Raw genomic sequence first — 16,725 nt, 5'->3', positions numbered from 1 at the left:
GGTGGCCGTACGGTCGGCGCCGGCGTGGTGGCGAAGATCATCAAGTGATGTGACGGCCCACGCGCGCAAGCGCGTGGCTGCCGGAACATCATCCCGAGCGCAAGCGAGGGATCCAACTAACCGGCCCGGTCCCCACCGGAACCGGACAGGCAAGGGCGAGGCGGCGCAAGCCGCCGTCGCCTTTTACGGAACCAGTGGTCGGGCCGACGGTCGGATCGAAGCATTACGCCAGTAGCTCAATTGGCAGAGCAGCGGTCTCCAAAACCGCAGGTTGGGGGTTCGAGTCCCTCCTGGCGTGCCATCGTAGAGTAGCGAGTCGAGTGAACAGCAGAGTCGAGCAACCCGGAAGCGCGTCCGCCGGTGACATGGTCAAGTACGCACTGGCGTTGCTGCTGGTCGCCGCGGGCGTGTTCGCGTTCTACTGGTTCGAAGGACAGTGGCCCGGTCCGGCGCGGGTCGCGGCGGTGCTCACAGGCGTCGTGGCGGGCGTGGCCGTGTTCATGGCCACCGCCAAGGGCCACCAGACGCGCGAGTTCCTGTCCGAGTCGCGCTTCGAGCTGCGCAAGGTGGTCTGGCCGACGCGCCAGGAAGCGATGCGCATGACCTGGGTGGTGATCGTCGTGGTGATCCTCATCGCGCTGATGCTGGCGGGGTTCGACACGGTCATCCAGTGGCTGGTGAAGTTGTTCCTCGCTCAATGACGGAGAGTACGGACCTGATGGAAGCGCAAGGCGTCAAGCGTTGGTATGTGGTGCACGCCTATTCCGGCTTCGAGAAGTCGGTGGCGCAGGCGCTGCGCGACCGCATCGCCCGCGCGGAGATGCAGGACAAGTTCGGCGACGTGCTGGTGCCGACCGAGGAAGTGGTGGAGATGCGCTCCGGCCAGAAGCGCCGTTCCGAGCGCAAGTTCTTCCCCGGCTACGTGCTGGTGCAGATCACCACCCACGACGACGGCGGCATTCCGCGCATGGACAGCGAGAGCTGGCACCTGGTCAAGGAAACCCCGAAGGTCATGGGCTTCATCGGCGGCACCGCCGACCGCCCGCTGCCGATCCGCGACGAGGAAGCCGCCGCGATCCTGGACCGGGTCCAGGAAGGCGTGGAAAAACCCCGTCCCAAGGTGCTGTTCGAGCCGGGACAGATGGTCCGCGTGGTCGACGGCCCGTTCAACGACTTCAACGGCGTGGTCGAGGAAGTCAACTACGAGAAGAGCCGCCTGCGCGTGGCCGTGCTGATCTTCGGCCGCTCGACCCCGGTCGAACTCGAGTTCGGGCAGGTCGAGAAGGCCTGAGTCCGCGGGGCTGCCATCGGCCCCGAAAACCCGCTATACTAGCCGGCTCCCCGCCCCGGGAAGCCGGGTCGCCCGCTGGCCGCCGAACGCGCGGCCTTTCGCGTGGAAGGGGCAACGCGATGCCGGGACGCGTGATTCTCCCGGCCCGATGGGGAGCCTGAACGGCGCTTGTACCCGGAGAGAGCAGGAAAATGGCTAAGAAAGTCGTCGGTTACATCAAACTGCAGGTCAAGGCCGGGCAGGCGAACCCCTCGCCGCCGGTGGGTCCTGCGCTCGGCCAGCGCGGCCTGAACATCATGGAGTTCTGCAAGGCGTTCAACGCCGCGACCTCCAAGCTCGAGCCCGGTCTGCCGACCCCGGTGATCATCACCGCGTACTCGGACCGCACCTTCACCTTCATCACCAAGAGCACGCCGGCCACGGTGCTGCTGAAGAAGGCGGCCGGCGTCACCTCCGGTTCCAAGCGCCCGAACACCGAGAAGGTGGGCAAGGTCACCCGCGCCCAGCTCGAGGACATCGCCAAGGCGAAGGAACCCGACCTGACCGCGGCCGACCTGGACGCGGCGGTGCGCACCATCGCGGGCTCGGCCCGTTCGATGGGCCTGACGGTGGAGGGCTGAGGACATGGCATTGAACAAGCGACAGAAGGCGATCCAGGCCGCAGTGCAGCCGGGCAAGGCGTATGCGATCGACGAAGCCCTGAAGATCGTCAAGGACCACAGCAAGGCCAAGTTCGTCGAGGCCGTGGACGTTGCCGTCCGCCTCGGCGTCGATGCCAAGAAGTCCGACCAGCAGGTCCGCGGTTCGACCGTGCTGCCGCAGGGCACCGGCAAGAGCGTGCGCGTGGCGGTGTTCGCGCCCGCGGGCGTCAAGGCCGACGAAGCCCTCGCCGCCGGCGCCGATGCCGTGGGCATGGACGACCTGGCCGAGCGCATGCAGGGCGGCGAGCTGAACTACGACGTGGTCATCGCCACGCCGGACGCGATGCGCGTGGTCGGCAAGCTCGGCACCCTGCTCGGGCCGCGCGGCCTGATGCCGAACCCCAAGGTCGGCACCGTGTCCCCGAACCCGGGCGATGCGGTGAAGAACGCCAAGGGCGGCCAGGTCCGCTACCGCACCGACAAGGCCGGCATCATCCACTGCACGATCGGCAAGGCCGACTTCGAGTCCGATCGCCTGAAGGAGAACCTGACGGCGCTGCTGGCGGACCTGGTCAAGGCCAAGCCGGCGACCTCGAAGGGCCAGTACCTGCAGAAGATCTCGGTCAGCTCGACGATGGGCCCCGGCGTCGTCGTGGACCAGTCGTCGTTGAGCTTGAAGTGACGTGACGGCCCGCGCGCCACAGGCGCGCGGCTGCCGGAACGTCATCCCGAGCGTAGCGAGGGATCCGCTCTCCAGAAGGCAGGACGAAAGCAGATTCCTCCCTCCGGTCGGAATGACATCCGAAGGTGTTGGGTCGGATGACAAACGGATAGTTGTACGCCCGAATGGAACGAGATCCCTCGCTTCGCTCGGGACAAGTTTTGAGGGCACCGTCGAAGGCGAAAGCACGACACGGCGCCGTCAAAGACCGCAGGCGCGGTCTTCGATGCAACGGCGACGGGCATGGAAGCTCGGAATGGCACGGAATCGCCGTCGTTGTAGACAAGACCGCTTAATCCCGGACTGCGAAAGCACGAAAGGGCCTGCGTAGATGGTCGCCGACCCTCCGAAGATCGTTCGATTGATTTTTGGAAACGGCCGCCAAACGGAACGCCGCGAGGCGTTCCCCGCATCGACGGACCGGTGCGGCCCATGGCCTGTCCCCGCGTAGATGCGCAGGGATGGAATCGAAGCAAGAGAGGAAGCGCAATGGCTCTGAATCTGAACCAGAAGAAGGAAGTCGTTGCCGAACTGGCCGAGGTCGCCGGCAAGGCGCACTCGCTGGTCGCCGCGGAGTACGCGGGTCTGACGGTCGAGCAGTTGACCGGCTTGCGCAAGAAGGCCCGCGAAGCGGGCGTGTTCCTGAAGGTAGCCAAGAACACGCTGGTCTCGCGCGCGGTGGAGGGTACCGATTACGCCGTCATCCAGGACGACCTGACCGGCCCGCTGCTGTATGCCTTCTCGCAGGAAGACCCCGGCGCCGCCGGCCGCCTCATCAAGGACTTCGCCAAGACCGCCGACAAGCTGAAGCCGCGCCTGGTTTCGCTGGGTGGGCAGAAGTACCCGGGCTCCCACGTGGATGTCCTGGCGTCTCTGCCGACCCGTGAACAGGCCCTGGCGATGCTGGTGGGCCTGATCGCACAGCCGGCCACCATGCTGGCCCGCGTGCTGTCGGAGCCCGCCGTGCAGACCGGCCGCGTGATCAACGCGGTCGGTCAGCAGAAGGCAGCCTGAAGTCCTGAGTTGAGCGCTGTTCGCAACGAACTCGATCCAACGAAACGTTTTCGAATCAATCAATCAAGGTAACGACAATGTCCCTTTCCAACGAAGAAATCCTGGAAGCCATCGGCAGCAAGACCCTCGTCGAGGTGATGGAGCTGGTCAAGGCTTTCGAAGAGAAGTTCGGCGTCTCCGCCGCCGCCCCGGTCGCGATGGCCGCCGGTCCGGCCGCTGCCGCTGCCGCCCCGGCCGAAGAGCAGACCGAGTTCAACGTCGTGCTGAAGTCGGCTGGCGAGAAGAAGGTCGAGGTCATCAAGGTGGTCCGCGCCATCACCGGCCTGGGCCTGAAGGAAGCCAAGGACCTGACCGAAGCCGGCGGTACGGTGAAGGAAGGTGCTTCGAAGGACGACGCCGCGAAGATCAAGAAGGATCTGGAAGCGGCCGGCGCCACCGTCGAAGTCAAGTGACGTAAGGCCCCACGCGCCCGGGCGCGTGGCTGGCCGAACGTCGTCCCCGCGCAGGCGGGGATCCAAAGAGGTAGAGATTGGCCCTCAATCGAGTGCACATCGAAGCAAAGCACGTCCGAATCCCGCATCCGCGGGCATGAGGACGGAAGCCGGGGCTGGGGACGAATGTCCCCGGCCTTCGGTCGTTGTAGGCGGTGATTGGTCATTCGTGATTCGTGATTCGAAAACGGCGCTGTTCCCGGCTTCGCGAATCACCCATTACGAATCCACGAATCACGGCTCCACACAGTTGTCAGTGGACAGTAGCGGGAGAAGGCGTGCTGGTGCCGGCAATACCAGCGACTGCCCAGTGACAACTTTTCGTTTTCCCGGAATCGCGCTTGCGCGATCCCAAGACCGAGGCATCAGCTCCCCATGACGACGTCCCAGCACCAGCAGAATTACTCGTTCACCGAGAAGAAGCGCGTCCGCAAGAACTTCGGCAAGCGCCGCTCGATCCTCGAGGTGCCGTTCCTGCTCGCGATCCAGGTGGATTCCTACCGCGAGTTCCTGCAGGCCGACAAGGATCCGAACAAGCGCGACGACAAGGGCCTGCATGCCGCACTCAAGTCGGTGTTCCCGATCGTCAGCTACAACGGCTATGCGGCGCTGGAATACGTCGGCTACAAGCTCGGCGACCCGGTGTTCGACGAGCGCGAGTGCCGCCAGCGTGGCATGAGCTACGGCGCACCGCTGCGCGTGACCGTGCGCCTGGTCATCTACGACCGCGAGTCGTCGAACAAGGCGATCAAGTACGTCAAGGAGCAGGAAGTCTACATGGGCGAGATCCCGCTCATGACCGACAACGGCACCTTCATCGTCAACGGCACCGAGCGCGTCATCGTCTCGCAGCTGCACCGGTCGCCTGGCGTGTTCTTCGACCACGACCGCGGCAAGACCCACAGCTCGGGCAAGCTGCTGTTCTCCGCGCGCGTGATCCCCTACCGCGGTTCCTGGCTGGACTTCGAGTTCGACCCCAAGGACGCGCTGTTCACCCGCATCGACCGCCGCCGCAAACTGCCGGTCTCGGTGCTGCTGCGCGCGCTGGGCTACAACAACGAAGAGATGCTCAACGAGTTCTTCGAGATCAACACCTTCCACATCCTGCCCGAGGGCGAGGGCGTGCAGCTGGAGCTGATCCCGGAGCGGCTGCGCGGCGAGACGCTGAACTTCGACCTCGCCGACGGCGAGAAGGTGATCGTCGAGGCCGGCAAGCGCATCACCGCGCGCCACGTCAAGCAGCTTGAGGCCGCCGGCGTCGCCGCGTTGGCCGTGCCGGACGAGTACCTGGTGGGCCGCGTGCTGTCGCACGACGTGGTCGACGCTTCGACCGGCGAGCTGATCGCCTCGGCCAACGACGAGATCAACGACGACACCCTGCAGGCGCTGCGCAAGGCCGGTGTCCATGCCGTCGGCACGATCTGGACCAACGACCTCGACCGTGGCCCGTACCTGTCCAATACCCTGCGCGTGGATGCGACCAAGACCCAGCTCGACGCGCTGGTCGAGATCTACCGCATGATGCGTCCCGGCGAGCCGCCGACCAAGGACGCCGCGCAGAACCTGTTCCACAACCTGTTCTTCGCCTTCGAGCGCTACGACCTGTCGGCCGTGGGCCGGATGAAGTTCAACCGCCGCATCGGCCGCCGCGAGGTGACCGGCGCCCCGGTGCTGTACGACGCCAAGTACTTCGCCGAGCGCAAGGACGAAGAGTCCGCACGCCTGCGCGAACAGTGCGGCGCGATGTCCGACATCCTCGATGTCATCAAGGTGCTGACCGAGATCCGCAACGGCCGCGGCGTGGTCGACGACATCGACCACCTCGGTAATCGTCGCGTGCGTTCCGTCGGCGAGATGGCCGAGAACGTGTTCCGCGTGGGCCTGGTGCGCGTCGAGCGCGCGGTGCGCGAGCGCCTGACCATGGCGGAGGCCGACGGGCTGACCCCGCAGGAACTGATCAACGCCAAGCCGGTCGCGGCCGCGGTCAAGGAGTTCTTCGGCTCCTCGCAGCTGTCGCAGTTCATGGACCAGAACAACCCGCTGTCGGAAGTGACGCACAAGCGCCGCGTGTCCGCGCTCGGTCCGGGCGGCCTGACCCGCGAGCGAGCGGGCTTCGAGGTGCGCGACGTGCACCCGACCCATTACGGCCGCGTCTGCACCATCGAGACCCCGGAAGGTCCGAACATCGGCCTGATCAACTCGCTCGCCGTGTTCGCGCGCACCAACCGCTACGGCTTCCTCGAAACCCCGTACCGCAAGGTCGTGGAAGGCAAGGTCACCGACGAGATCGAGTTCCTCTCGGCGATCGAGGAGAACGAGTTCGTCATCGCCCAGGCCAACGCGACCCAGGACGCCAAGGGCAACCTCGACGCGCAGTTCGTCGCGTGCCGCTTCCAGGGCGAGAACCTGCTCAAGCCGCCGAGCGAGATCCACTACATGGACGTCTCGCCGATGCAGACCGTGTCGGTGGCGGCGGCGCTGGTGCCGTTCCTCGAGCACGACGACGCCAACCGCGCGCTGATGGGCGCCAACATGCAGCGCCAGGCGGTACCGACGCTGCGTGCGCAGAAGCCGCTGGTCGGCACCGGCATCGAGCGTGCGGTGGCGCGCGACTCGGGCGTGACGGTGAACGCGCGCCGCGGCGGCACGGTCGAGCAGATCGATGCCGGCCGCATCGTGGTCAAGGTCAACGAAGCGGAGATCTCGGGCGAGCACGACGCCGGCGTCGACATCTACAACCTGATCAAGTACACGCGTTCGAACCAGAACACCTGCATCAACCAGCGTCCGCTGGTGAACGTGGGCGACGTGATCGCGCGCGGCGACGTGCTGGCCGACGGCCCTTCGACCGACATCGGCGAGCTCGCGCTGGGCCAGAACATGCTGGTCGCGTTCATGCCCTGGAACGGCTACAACTTCGAGGACTCGATCCTGCTCTCCGAGCGGGTGGTCGAGGAGGATCGTTACACCACGATCCACATCGAGGAGCTGACCTGCGTCGCCCGCGACACCAAGCTGGGGCCGGAGGAGATCTCGGCCGACATCCCGAACGTCTCCGAGCAGGCGCTCAACCGCCTCGACGAGAGCGGCGTGGTGTACATCGGCGCCGAGGTGCGCGCCGGCGACATCATGGTCGGCAAGGTCACGCCCAAGGGCGAGAGCCAGCTGACCCCGGAGGAGAAGCTGCTGCGTGCGATCTTCGGCGAGAAGGCGTCCGACGTGAAGGACAGCTCGCTGCGCGTGCCGCCGGGCATGGACGGCACCGTGATCGACGTGCAGGTGTTCACCCGCGACGGCATCGAGAAGGACAAGCGCGCACGCCAGATCGAGGAGTCCGAGATCAAGCGCGTGAAGAAGGACTTCGACGACCAGTTCCGGATCCTCGAGTCCGCGATCTACGCGCGCCTGCGTTCGCAGATCCAGGGCAAGGTCGCCAATGGCGGGCCGGGCCTGAAGAAGGGCGACACCGTCACCTCGCTGGTGCTCGACGGCCTGAAGAAGTCCGACTGGTTCCAGCTGCGGATGAAGGACGAGGACGCGGCCGAGGCGATCGAGCGCGCGCAGAAGCAGATCGAGGCGCACGAGAAGGAATTCGAGAAGCGCTTCGCCGACAAGCGCGGCAAGATCACCCAGGGCGACGACCTCGCCCCGGGCGTGCTGAAGATGGTCAAGGTCTACCTCGCGGTGAAGCGCCGCATCCAGCCGGGCGACAAGATGGCCGGCCGCCACGGCAACAAGGGCGTCGTGTCGACGATCGTCCCGGTCGAGGACATGCCGCACATGGCCAACGGCGAGACCGTCGACATCGTGCTCAACCCGCTGGGCGTGCCGAGCCGCATGAACATCGGCCAGATCCTCGAAACCCACCTCGGGTGGGCGGCCAAGGGTCTCGGCCGCAAGATCGACGCGATGCTGCAGGCACAGGCCAAGGTCGCCGACCTGCGCAAGTTCCTCGACGAGATCTACAACCACGACAAGGACCTGCAGGCGCAGCGTGTCGACCTGAAGCAGTTCAGCGACGAGGAGCTGATCGCGCTGGCGAAGAACCTGGTCGACGGCGTGCCGATGGCGACCCCGGTGTTCGACGGTGCGGCCGAGAGCGAGATCAAGAAGATGCTCGAGCTCGCCGATCTGCCGACCAGCGGCCAGACCCAACTGTTCGACGGCCGCACCGGCGATGCGTTCGAGCGCAAGGTCACGGTGGGCTACATGCACATGCTCAAGCTCAACCACCTGGTCGACGACAAGATGCACGCGCGTTCCACCGGTCCGTACTCGCTGGTCACCCAGCAGCCGCTGGGCGGCAAGGCGCAGTTCGGCGGCCAGCGCTTCGGTGAGATGGAAATGTGGGCGCTGGAAGCCTACGGCGCCGCCTACACCATGCAGGAGATGCTGACGGTGAAGTCCGACGACGTGCAGGGCCGCAACCAGATGTACAAGAACATCGTCGACGGCGAGTACGAGATGGTCGCCGGCATGCCGGAGTCCTTCAACGTCCTGGTCAAGGAAATCCGCTCGCTGGCGATCAACATGGAGTTGGAAGAGCACTGAAGCTCGTGATTGGAGGATTCGTGATTCGTGATTCGAAAGGCCAAGTGTCTCGAATCCGTGTCGCGAATCCGCTTTGACGAATCACCAATCACCAATCACGAATCACGCTCCATCGGAGACACAGACATGAAAGACCTGCTCAACCTGTTCAACCAGCAGCGCCCGGCGCTCGACTTCGACGCGATCAAGATCGCGCTGGCCTCGCCCGACCTGATCCGTTCGTGGTCGTTCGGCGAGGTCAAGAAGCCCGAGACCATCAACTACCGCACCTTCAAGCCCGAGCGCGACGGCCTGTTCTGCGCAGCGATCTTCGGTCCGATCAAGGACTACGAGTGCCTGTGCGGCAAGTACAAGCGCATGAAGCACCGCGGCGTGGTCTGCGAGAAGTGCGGCACGGAAGTGACCCTGGCCAAGGTGCGCCGCGAGCGCATGGGCCACATCGACCTGGCTTCGCCGGTCGCGCACATCTGGTTCCTCAAGTCGCTGCCCTCGCGCATCGGCCTGATGCTCGACATGACCCTGCGCGACATCGAGCGGATCCTCTACTTCGAGGCGTTCGTGGTCACAGAGCCCGGCCTGACGCCGATGGAGCGCGGCCAGCTGCTGACGGAAGAGCAGTACATGCAGGCGCGCCAGGAACACGGCGACGACTTCGACGCCGCGATGGGCGCCGAGGCCGTCTACGACCTGCTGCGCACGATCGACCTGCAGGCCGAGACGGTCAAGCTGAAGGAAGAGATCGCCGCGACCGGCTCCGAAACCAAGCTCAAGCGGCTGACCAAGCGCATCAAGCTGATCGAGGCCTTCGTCGAATCCGGCAACCGTCCCGAGTGGATGGTGATGACGGTGCTGCCGGTGCTGCCGCCGGACCTGCGTCCGCTGGTGCCGCTGGACGGTGGCCGTTTCGCCACCTCCGATCTCAACGACCTGTACCGCCGCGTCATCAACCGCAACAACCGACTGCGCCGCCTGCTCGAACTCAACGCGCCCGACATCATCGTGCGCAACGAGAAGCGCATGCTGCAGGAGTCGGTCGACGCGCTGATGGACAACGGCCGTCGCGGCCGCGCCATCACCGGCACCAACAAGCGCCCGCTCAAGTCGCTCGCCGACATGATCAAGGGCAAGCAGGGCCGCTTCCGCCAGAACCTGCTCGGCAAGCGCGTCGACTACTCGGGCCGTTCGGTCATCGTGGTCGGCCCGACCCTGCGCCTGCACGAGTGCGGCCTGCCGAAGAAGATGGCGCTGGAGCTGTTCAAGCCCTTCATCTTCGCCAAGCTGCAGCGTCGTGGCCTGGCCACGACGATCAAGGCCGCCAAGAAGCTGGTCGAGCGCGAAGAGGCCGAGGTGTGGGACATCCTGGAAGAGGTGATCCGCGAGCACCCGGTGCTGCTCAACCGCGCCCCGACCCTGCACCGCCTGGGCATCCAGGCTTTCGAGCCGGTGCTGATCGAGGGCAAGGCCATCCAGTTGCATCCGCTGGTCTGCACCGCGTTCAACGCCGACTTCGACGGTGACCAGATGGCCGTGCACGTGCCGCTTTCGCTGGAAGCCCAGCTGGAAGCGCGCGCGCTGATGATGTCGACCAACAACATCCTCTCGCCGGCGAACGGCGAGCCGATCATCGTGCCGTCGCAGGACGTGGTGCTCGGCCTGTACTACATGACCCGCGCCCTGGAGAACACCCCGGGCGAGGGCATGGCGTTCGCCAACATCGCCGAGGTCAAGCGCGCCTACGACCACAAGGTCGCCGGCCTGCACGCCAAGGTGAAGGTGCGTATCACCGAGACGGTGATCGACGAGGAAGGCAACCGCGAGAGGAAGACCGCGATCGTGGACACCACGATCGGACGCGCGCTGCTGGCCGAGATCCTGCCGGACGGCCTGCCGTTCGCGCTGGCCAACACCGAGCTGACCAAGAAGAACATCTCGCGCCTGATCAACAGCTGCTACCGCCAGCTCGGCCTGAAGGACACGGTCGTGTTCGCCGACAAGCTGATGTACACCGGCTTCGCGTTCGCGACCCGCGCCGGCGTGTCGATCGGCATCGACGACATGCTGATCCCGCCGGAGAAGAAGGGCATCCTGGCCGAGGCCGAGACCGAGGTGCTGGAGATCCAGCAGCAGTACCAGTCGGGCCTGGTCACCGCCGGCGAGCGCTACAACAAGGTCGTCGACATCTGGTCGCGTACCAACGAGCGCGTCGCCAAGGCGATGATGGAAGCGATCGGCACCGACACCGTCACCAACGCCAAGGGCGAGCGGGTGCCGCAGAAGTCGATGAACTCGATCTACATCATGGCCGACTCCGGCGCCCGTGGTTCGCAGGCGCAGATCCGCCAGCTGGCCGGCATGCGCGGCCTGATGGCCAAGCCGGACGGTTCGATCATCGAGACCCCGATCACCTCGAACTTCCGAGAGGGCCTGAACGTCCAGCAGTACTTCATCTCGACCCACGGCGCGCGAAAGGGCCTCGCGGACACCGCGCTGAAGACCGCCAACTCCGGTTACCTGACCCGTCGCCTGGTCGACGTGGCCCAGGACGTGGTGATCACCGAGGCCGACTGCGGCACGATGGCCGGCCTGACCATGACCCCGATCGTGGAAGGCGGCGACGTGGTCGAGCCGCTGCGCGACCGCGTGCTGGGCCGGGTGGTGGTCGAGGACGTGTTCCTGCCGGGCAACGACGAGGATCCGATCGTCACCCGCAACACCCTGCTCGACGAGGCCTGGGTACAGAAGCTGGAAGACGCCAGCGTTCAGTCGATCAAGGTACGGTCGACGATCACCTGCCAGAGCGGCTTCGGCGTGTGCGCGATGTGCTACGGCCGCGACCTCGGCCGCGGCCACCTGGTCAATCACGGCGAGGCGGTCGGCGTGGTCGCCGCGCAGTCGATCGGCGAGCCCGGCACCCAGCTGACGATGCGCACGTTCCACATCGGCGGCGCGGCCTCGCGTGCGGCGGCGATCGACAACGTCACGGTCAAGACCACCGGCTCGATCAAGTTCAACAACCTCAAGACCGTGCAGCACGCCAGCGGCAACCTGACGGTGGTGTCGCGTTCGGGCGAGCTCTCGGTGCTCGACGGCCACGGTCGCGAGCGCGAGCGCTACAAGCTGCCTTACGGCGCGACCATCACGGTCAAGGACGGCGCGGAGATCAAGGCCGGCCAGACCGTGGCCAACTGGGATCCGCATAACCACCCGATCGTGTCGGAAGTGGCGGGCTCGATGCGCTTCGTCGACTTCGTCGACGGCGTCACCGTGATCGAGAAGACCGACGAACTGACCGGCCTGGCGTCGCGCGAGATCACCGATCCCAAGCGTCGCGGTTCGCAGGGCAAGGACCTGCGCCCGATCGTGCGCATCGTCGACAAGGACGGCAACGACCTCAACATCCCCGGCACCGACCTGCCGGCGCAGTACCTGTTGCCGCCGCGCTCGATCGTGAACCTGCAGGACGGCGCGCCGGTGGGCGTGGGCGACGTGGTCGCCAAGATCCCGCAGGAGGCGTCCAAGACCCGCGACATCACCGGCGGCCTGCCGCGCGTGGCCGACCTGTTCGAGGCGCGCAAGCCCAAGGATCCGGCCGTCCTGGCGGAGAAGTCGGGCGTGGTCAGCTTCGGCAAGGACACCAAGGGCAAGCAGCGCCTGATCATCAAGGGACCCGATGGCGAGGAACACGAGGAGCTGATCCCGAAGTATCGCCAGATCATCGTGTTCGAGGGCGAGCACGTGGAGAAGGGCGAGACCGTGGTGGACGGCGAGCCGAGCCCGCAGGACATCCTGCGCCTGCTGGGCGTCGAGCCGCTGGCGTCCTACCTGACCAAGGAAATCCAGGACGTCTACCGCCTGCAGGGCGTGAAGATCAACGACAAGCACATCGAGGTGATCATTCGCCAGATGCTGCGCAAGGTCGAGATCACCGACCCGGGCGACAGCCGTTACTTGGCTGGCGAGCAGGCCGAGCGCCAGCGCGTCATCGAGGACAACGTCCGGCTGGCCTCGAAGAACGAGCTGCCGATCAAGGCCGATCCGGTCCTGCTGGGCATCACCAAGGCTTCGCTGGCGACCGAGTCGTTCCTGTCCGCGGCCTCGTTCCAGGAGACCACCCGCGTGCTGACCGAGGCGGCCGTCCGCGGCACCCGCGACACGCTGCGCGGCCTCAAGGAGAACGTGATCGTCGGTCGCCTGATCCCCGCCGGCACCGGCCTGGCCTACCACACCCGCCGCCGGAACCGGGCGACCGGCCTGACCGACTCCGAGCTGGAGACGCTCAGCGCCGCCCCGACGGAAGCGGCCGTGGCGGATGCCTCGGCGGTCATGCTCGAGGACACCGCGTCCGCCGAAGGGCAGGGCGAGGAGTCCAGCGCGAGCTGATGCGATACCCCCGGCGGGTCCTGACCGGACCCGCCCAGATCTCGAAATGAGGCGCAGGGAGCGCCTCGTTTTCGGCCCAGGACGGGCGGAGCAGCATTTGGTCCGGCGGCGGGCAACCGCGGCGACGGGACCGGAAGCATGGCTTGCGTTGACGGTCTCCGTCCGCGCGGGCTATACTTTTTCGTCTCGGCAGGTCGGGTGTTCCCGCCTGCCGATGTTTTCACGAGGGCATTCGCCCCGAAACCGAAGAACCTTCGACCGATGGCAACGATCAACCAGCTGGTGCGCAAGCCGCGCAGCCCGGAAGTCTACAAGAGCACCTCGCCCGCGCTGGCAAACTGCCCGCAGCGGCGCGGCGTGTGCACCCGCGTGTACACCACCACCCCCAAGAAGCCGAACTCGGCCCTGCGCAAGGTCGCCAAGGTGCGCCTGACCAACGGCTACGAGGTGATCTCGTACATCGGCGGCGAAGGGCACAACCTGCAGGAGCACAGCGTGGTGCTGATCCGCGGCGGTCGCGTCAAGGACCTCCCGGGCGTGCGCTACCACACCGTGCGCGGCTCGCTCGACGCCGCCGGCGTCGCCAAGCGCAAGCAGGCGCGTTCCAAGTACGGCGCCAAGCGCCCGAAAGCCTGAGGACTAGACAATGTCGCGTAAAGGAAACACCCCGCAGCGTGCAGTGCTGCCCGATCCCAAGCACCACAGCGATACGATCGCGCGCTTCATCAACATGGTCATGAAGAGCGGCAAGAAGTCGGTGGCCGAGAAGATCGTGTATGGCGCCATGGACGTGATCGGCGAGAAGAACGACAACCCGCTCGATCTCGTCGAGAAGGCACTCGGCAACATCTCGCCATCGGTCGAGGTCAAGTCCCGCCGCGTCGGCGGCGCGACCTACCAGGTGCCGGTCGAAGTGCGCCAGTCGCGCCGCATGGCGCTGGCGATGCGCTGGCTGATCGAGTCGGCGCGCAAGCGCGGCGAGAACACCATGCCGCGCAAGCTGGCCGCCGAGCTGATCGACGCGTCCGAGAACCGTGGCGGCGCGATCAAGAAGCGCGAGGAAACGCACCGCATGGCGGATGCGAACAAGGCGTTCGCGCACTACCGCTGGTAATCCCCACCATGGGGGCTTGAGCTTCGGCCCCCGCGGCACCATCTCAGGTGCCACTTCGCGGCCCTGCCGCAAGCGATGCCCAGATGCCGCCGCCAGGCGGCATTCGGCCATTGAAGCGAGTCCTTCGCGACAGTCCCGCGATCCATTGCGCGGACTTCCCACCGCATCGAATCTGAGGCAATCCCGTGGCCCGCACGACCCCCATCGAACGCTACCGCAACTTCGGCATCATGGCGCACATCGACGCCGGCAAGACGACGACGTCGGAGCGCATCCTGTTCTACACCGGCAAGAGCCACAAGATCGGCGAGGTGCACGACGGCGCCGCGACGATGGACTGGATGGAGCAGGAGCAGGAACGCGGCATCACGATCCAGTCGGCGGCCACCACCGCGTTCTGGAAGGGCATGGACAAGTCCATGCAGGAGCACCGCTTCAACATCATCGACACCCCCGGGCACGTCGACTTCACGATCGAGGTCGAGCGTTCGCTGCGCGTGCTCGACGGCGCGGTGTTCGTGCTGTGCGCGGTCGGCGGCGTGCAGCCGCAGTCCGAGACGGTGTGGCGCCAGGCCAACAAGTACCATGTCCCGCGCGTCGCGTTCGTCAACAAGATGGACCGTACCGGCGCCAACTTCGTCAAGGTCCGCGACCAGCTGAAGTCGCGCCTGGGCGCCTACCCGGTGCCGATGCAGGTGCCGATCGGCGCGGAGGAAGGATTCGAGGGCGTGGTCGACCTGATCAAGATGAAGGCGATCCACTGGGACGTCGCCTCGCAGGGCCTGAACTTCGAGTACCGCGAGATCCCGGCCGACCTCAAGGAGCAGGCCGAGGAAGCGCGCGCGTTCATGATCGAGGCCGCGGCCGAGGCCAGCGAGGAGTTGATGAACAAGTACCTCGAGGGCGGCGAGCTCACCGAGGCGGAGATCATCAACGGCCTGCGCGAGCGCACCCTGAAGACCGAGATCGTGCCGATGTTCTGCGGCTCGGCGTTCAAGAACAAGGGCGTGCAGGCGATGCTCGATGGCGTGGTCCACCTGCTGCCGTCGCCGGTCGACGTGCCGGCGGTGAAGGGCCTGGACGTCGACGACGAGACCAAGGAGCTGAGCCGCGAATCCAGCGACAAGGCGCCGTTCTCCGCGCTCGCCTTCAAGATCATGACCGACCCGTTCGTCGGCTCGCTGACGTTCTTCCGCGTCTACTCGGGCACGCTCAACGCCGGCGACCAGGTGCTGAACTCGGTCAAGGGCAAGAAGGAGCGCATCGGCCGCCTGCTGCAGATGCATTCGAACAACCGCGAGGAAATCAAGGAAGTGCTGGCCGGCGACATCGCCGCCGCGGTGGGCCTGAAGGACGTCACCACCGGTGACACCCTGTGCTCGCAGGATTCGCCGATCGTGCTCGAACGCATGACCTTCCCGGAGCCGGTCATCTCGATGGCCGTGGAGCCGAAGACCAAGTCCGACCAGGAGAAGATGGGCCTGGCGCTGGGCCGGCTCGCGCAGGAGGATCCGTCCTTCCGCGTACGCACCGACGAGGAGTCCGGCCAGACGATCATCTCCGGCATGGGCGAGCTGCACCTGGACATCATCGTCGATCGCATGAAGCGTGAGTTCAACGTCGAGGCCAACGTCGGCAAGCCGCAGGTGGCGTATCGCGAGACGATCCGCAAGACGGTGAAGCAGGAGGGCAAGTTCGTCCGCCAGTCGGGCGGCAAGGGCCAGTTCGGCCACGTGTGGCTGGAGATCTCGCCGCAGGAGCCGGGCACCGGCTACGAGTTCGAGAATGCGATCGTGGGCGGCGTCGTGCCGAAGGAGTACATCCCGGCGGTGGACAAGGGCATCCAGGAGGCGCTGGCGAACGGCATCCTCGCCGGCTTCCCGATCGTGGACGTCAAGGTCAAGCTGTTCGACGGCTCCTATCACGAGGTCGACTCGTCGGAAATGGCGTTCAAGATCGCCGGCTCGATGGGCTTCAAGGAAGGCTTCTCCAAGGCCTCGCCGGTGCTGCTCGAGCCGATCATGAAGGTCGAGGTGGTCACGCCCGAGGATTACCTCGGCGACGTGATGGGCGACGTCAGCCGTCGCCGCGGCATCCTGCAGGGCCAGGACGACAGCCCCGCGGGCAAGATCATCAACGCGATGATTCCGCTGGGCGAGATGTTCGGTTACGCCACCCAGCTGCGTTCGATGTCGCAGGGCCGCGCCACCTTCACGATGGAGTTCGACCACTACGCCGAGGCGCCGACCAACATCGCCGAGTCGGTGGTCAAGAAGAAATAAGCCGTGATCGGTGATTCGCGACAGCGAGCATCTCGCGGATCACCAGTTCACGAATCACGAATCTACGAATCACGATCAACGAATCACGAATTTTCGAATCACGGAGTTCCGAAATGGCAAAGGGTAAGTTCGAGCGCACCAAGCCCCACGTGAACGTGGGCACGATCGGCCACGTGGACCACGGCAAGACGACGCTGACGGCGGCGCTGACGAAGATCGGTGCCGAGCGTTTCGGTGGCG

The 16,725-nt window shown here is 65.8% G+C and carries 12 protein-coding genes and 1 tRNA gene; all 13 read left to right on the top strand.

Going from position 1 to position 16,725, the window contains the following annotated elements; translation table 11 throughout:
• Positions 1 to 225 precede the first annotated feature (225 nt).
• A tRNA-Trp gene (locus FZO89_RS18325) sits at positions 226 to 301 on the top strand.
• A 19-nt stretch (positions 302 to 320) separates the two neighbouring features.
• Positions 321 to 701 (top strand): preprotein translocase subunit SecE, encoded by a 381-nt coding sequence (secE, locus tag FZO89_RS18320; RefSeq protein WP_149104909.1) that lies wholly within the window; start codon positions 321 to 323, stop codon positions 699 to 701.
• Between the two features lie 17 nt (positions 702 to 718).
• Positions 719 to 1,291, top strand: a complete 573-nt coding sequence (gene nusG / locus FZO89_RS18315) for a transcription termination/antitermination protein NusG (protein ID WP_149104908.1) — start codon at positions 719 to 721, stop codon at positions 1,289 to 1,291.
• Positions 1,292 to 1,482: 191 nt separating this feature from the next.
• Positions 1,483 to 1,911 carry a 50S ribosomal protein L11 gene (gene rplK / locus FZO89_RS18310; protein WP_149104907.1) on the top strand — a complete coding sequence of 143 codons (429 nt, stop codon included), beginning with the start codon at positions 1,483 to 1,485 and terminating at the stop codon, positions 1,909 to 1,911.
• Between the two features lie 4 nt (positions 1,912 to 1,915).
• Complete coding sequence (rplA, locus tag FZO89_RS18305; protein ID WP_149104906.1) at positions 1,916 to 2,614, top strand: 50S ribosomal protein L1; 699 nt, start codon at positions 1,916 to 1,918, stop codon at positions 2,612 to 2,614.
• Positions 2,615 to 3,142: 528 nt separating this feature from the next.
• Positions 3,143 to 3,667 carry a 50S ribosomal protein L10 gene (gene rplJ, locus FZO89_RS18300; protein ID WP_149104905.1) on the top strand — a complete coding sequence of 175 codons (525 nt, stop codon included), beginning with the start codon at positions 3,143 to 3,145 and terminating at the stop codon, positions 3,665 to 3,667.
• A 77-nt stretch (positions 3,668 to 3,744) separates the two neighbouring features.
• Positions 3,745 to 4,119: a 50S ribosomal protein L7/L12 gene (rplL, locus tag FZO89_RS18295; RefSeq protein WP_149104904.1), complete on the top strand. Its 375-nt coding sequence runs from the start codon at positions 3,745 to 3,747 to the stop codon at positions 4,117 to 4,119.
• Positions 4,120 to 4,533: 414 nt separating this feature from the next.
• On the top strand, positions 4,534 to 8,709 hold the full coding sequence (gene rpoB / locus FZO89_RS18290) for a DNA-directed RNA polymerase subunit beta (RefSeq protein ID WP_149104903.1): 4,176 nt from the start codon (positions 4,534 to 4,536) through the stop codon (positions 8,707 to 8,709).
• Positions 8,710 to 8,835: 126 nt separating this feature from the next.
• Positions 8,836 to 13,089 carry a DNA-directed RNA polymerase subunit beta' gene (rpoC, locus tag FZO89_RS18285; protein WP_149104902.1) on the top strand — a complete coding sequence of 1,418 codons (4,254 nt, stop codon included), beginning with the start codon at positions 8,836 to 8,838 and terminating at the stop codon, positions 13,087 to 13,089.
• A 261-nt stretch (positions 13,090 to 13,350) separates the two neighbouring features.
• Entirely contained in the window at positions 13,351 to 13,725 is a 375-nt protein-coding gene (gene rpsL, locus FZO89_RS18280) for a 30S ribosomal protein S12 (protein WP_149104901.1), read from the top strand.
• A 10-nt stretch (positions 13,726 to 13,735) separates the two neighbouring features.
• On the top strand, positions 13,736 to 14,203 hold the full coding sequence (gene rpsG / locus FZO89_RS18275; protein WP_149104900.1) for a 30S ribosomal protein S7: 468 nt from the start codon (positions 13,736 to 13,738) through the stop codon (positions 14,201 to 14,203).
• Between the two features lie 185 nt (positions 14,204 to 14,388).
• Positions 14,389 to 16,485, top strand: coding sequence for an elongation factor G (gene fusA / locus FZO89_RS18270; protein WP_149104899.1), 2,097 nt, complete (start codon positions 14,389 to 14,391; stop codon positions 16,483 to 16,485).
• A 113-nt stretch (positions 16,486 to 16,598) separates the two neighbouring features.
• Positions 16,599 to 16,725 (top strand): GTP-binding protein (locus FZO89_RS18265; RefSeq protein WP_049472805.1); only part of this gene is annotated, 127 nt, incomplete at its 3' end.

The sequence above is a fragment of the Luteimonas viscosa genome, assembly GCF_008244685.1.
GTDB lineage: Bacteria > Pseudomonadota > Gammaproteobacteria > Xanthomonadales > Xanthomonadaceae > Luteimonas > Luteimonas viscosa.
Note: the sequence above shows the minus strand (reverse complement) of the source record. Positions and strands in the feature narration are given on the sequence as shown.

Bases quoted from the DNA above. Each gene is read 5' to 3' on its own strand.
- rpsG (WP_149104900.1), top strand. From the start codon at position 13,736: ATGTCGCGTAAAGGAAACACCCCGCAGCGTGCAGTGCTGCCCGATCCC.
- nusG (WP_149104908.1), top strand. From the start codon at position 719: ATGGAAGCGCAAGGCGTCAAGCGTTGGTATGTGGTGCACGCCTATTCC.
- rpoC (WP_149104902.1), top strand. From the start codon at position 8,836: ATGAAAGACCTGCTCAACCTGTTCAACCAGCAGCGCCCGGCGCTCGAC.
- rplK (WP_149104907.1), top strand. From the start codon at position 1,483: ATGGCTAAGAAAGTCGTCGGTTACATCAAACTGCAGGTCAAGGCCGGG.
- rplA (WP_149104906.1), top strand. From the start codon at position 1,916: ATGGCATTGAACAAGCGACAGAAGGCGATCCAGGCCGCAGTGCAGCCG.
- rplJ (WP_149104905.1), top strand. From the start codon at position 3,143: ATGGCTCTGAATCTGAACCAGAAGAAGGAAGTCGTTGCCGAACTGGCC.
- rplL (WP_149104904.1), top strand. From the start codon at position 3,745: ATGTCCCTTTCCAACGAAGAAATCCTGGAAGCCATCGGCAGCAAGACC.
- rpoB (WP_149104903.1), top strand. From the start codon at position 4,534: ATGACGACGTCCCAGCACCAGCAGAATTACTCGTTCACCGAGAAGAAG.
- rpsL (WP_149104901.1), top strand. From the start codon at position 13,351: ATGGCAACGATCAACCAGCTGGTGCGCAAGCCGCGCAGCCCGGAAGTC.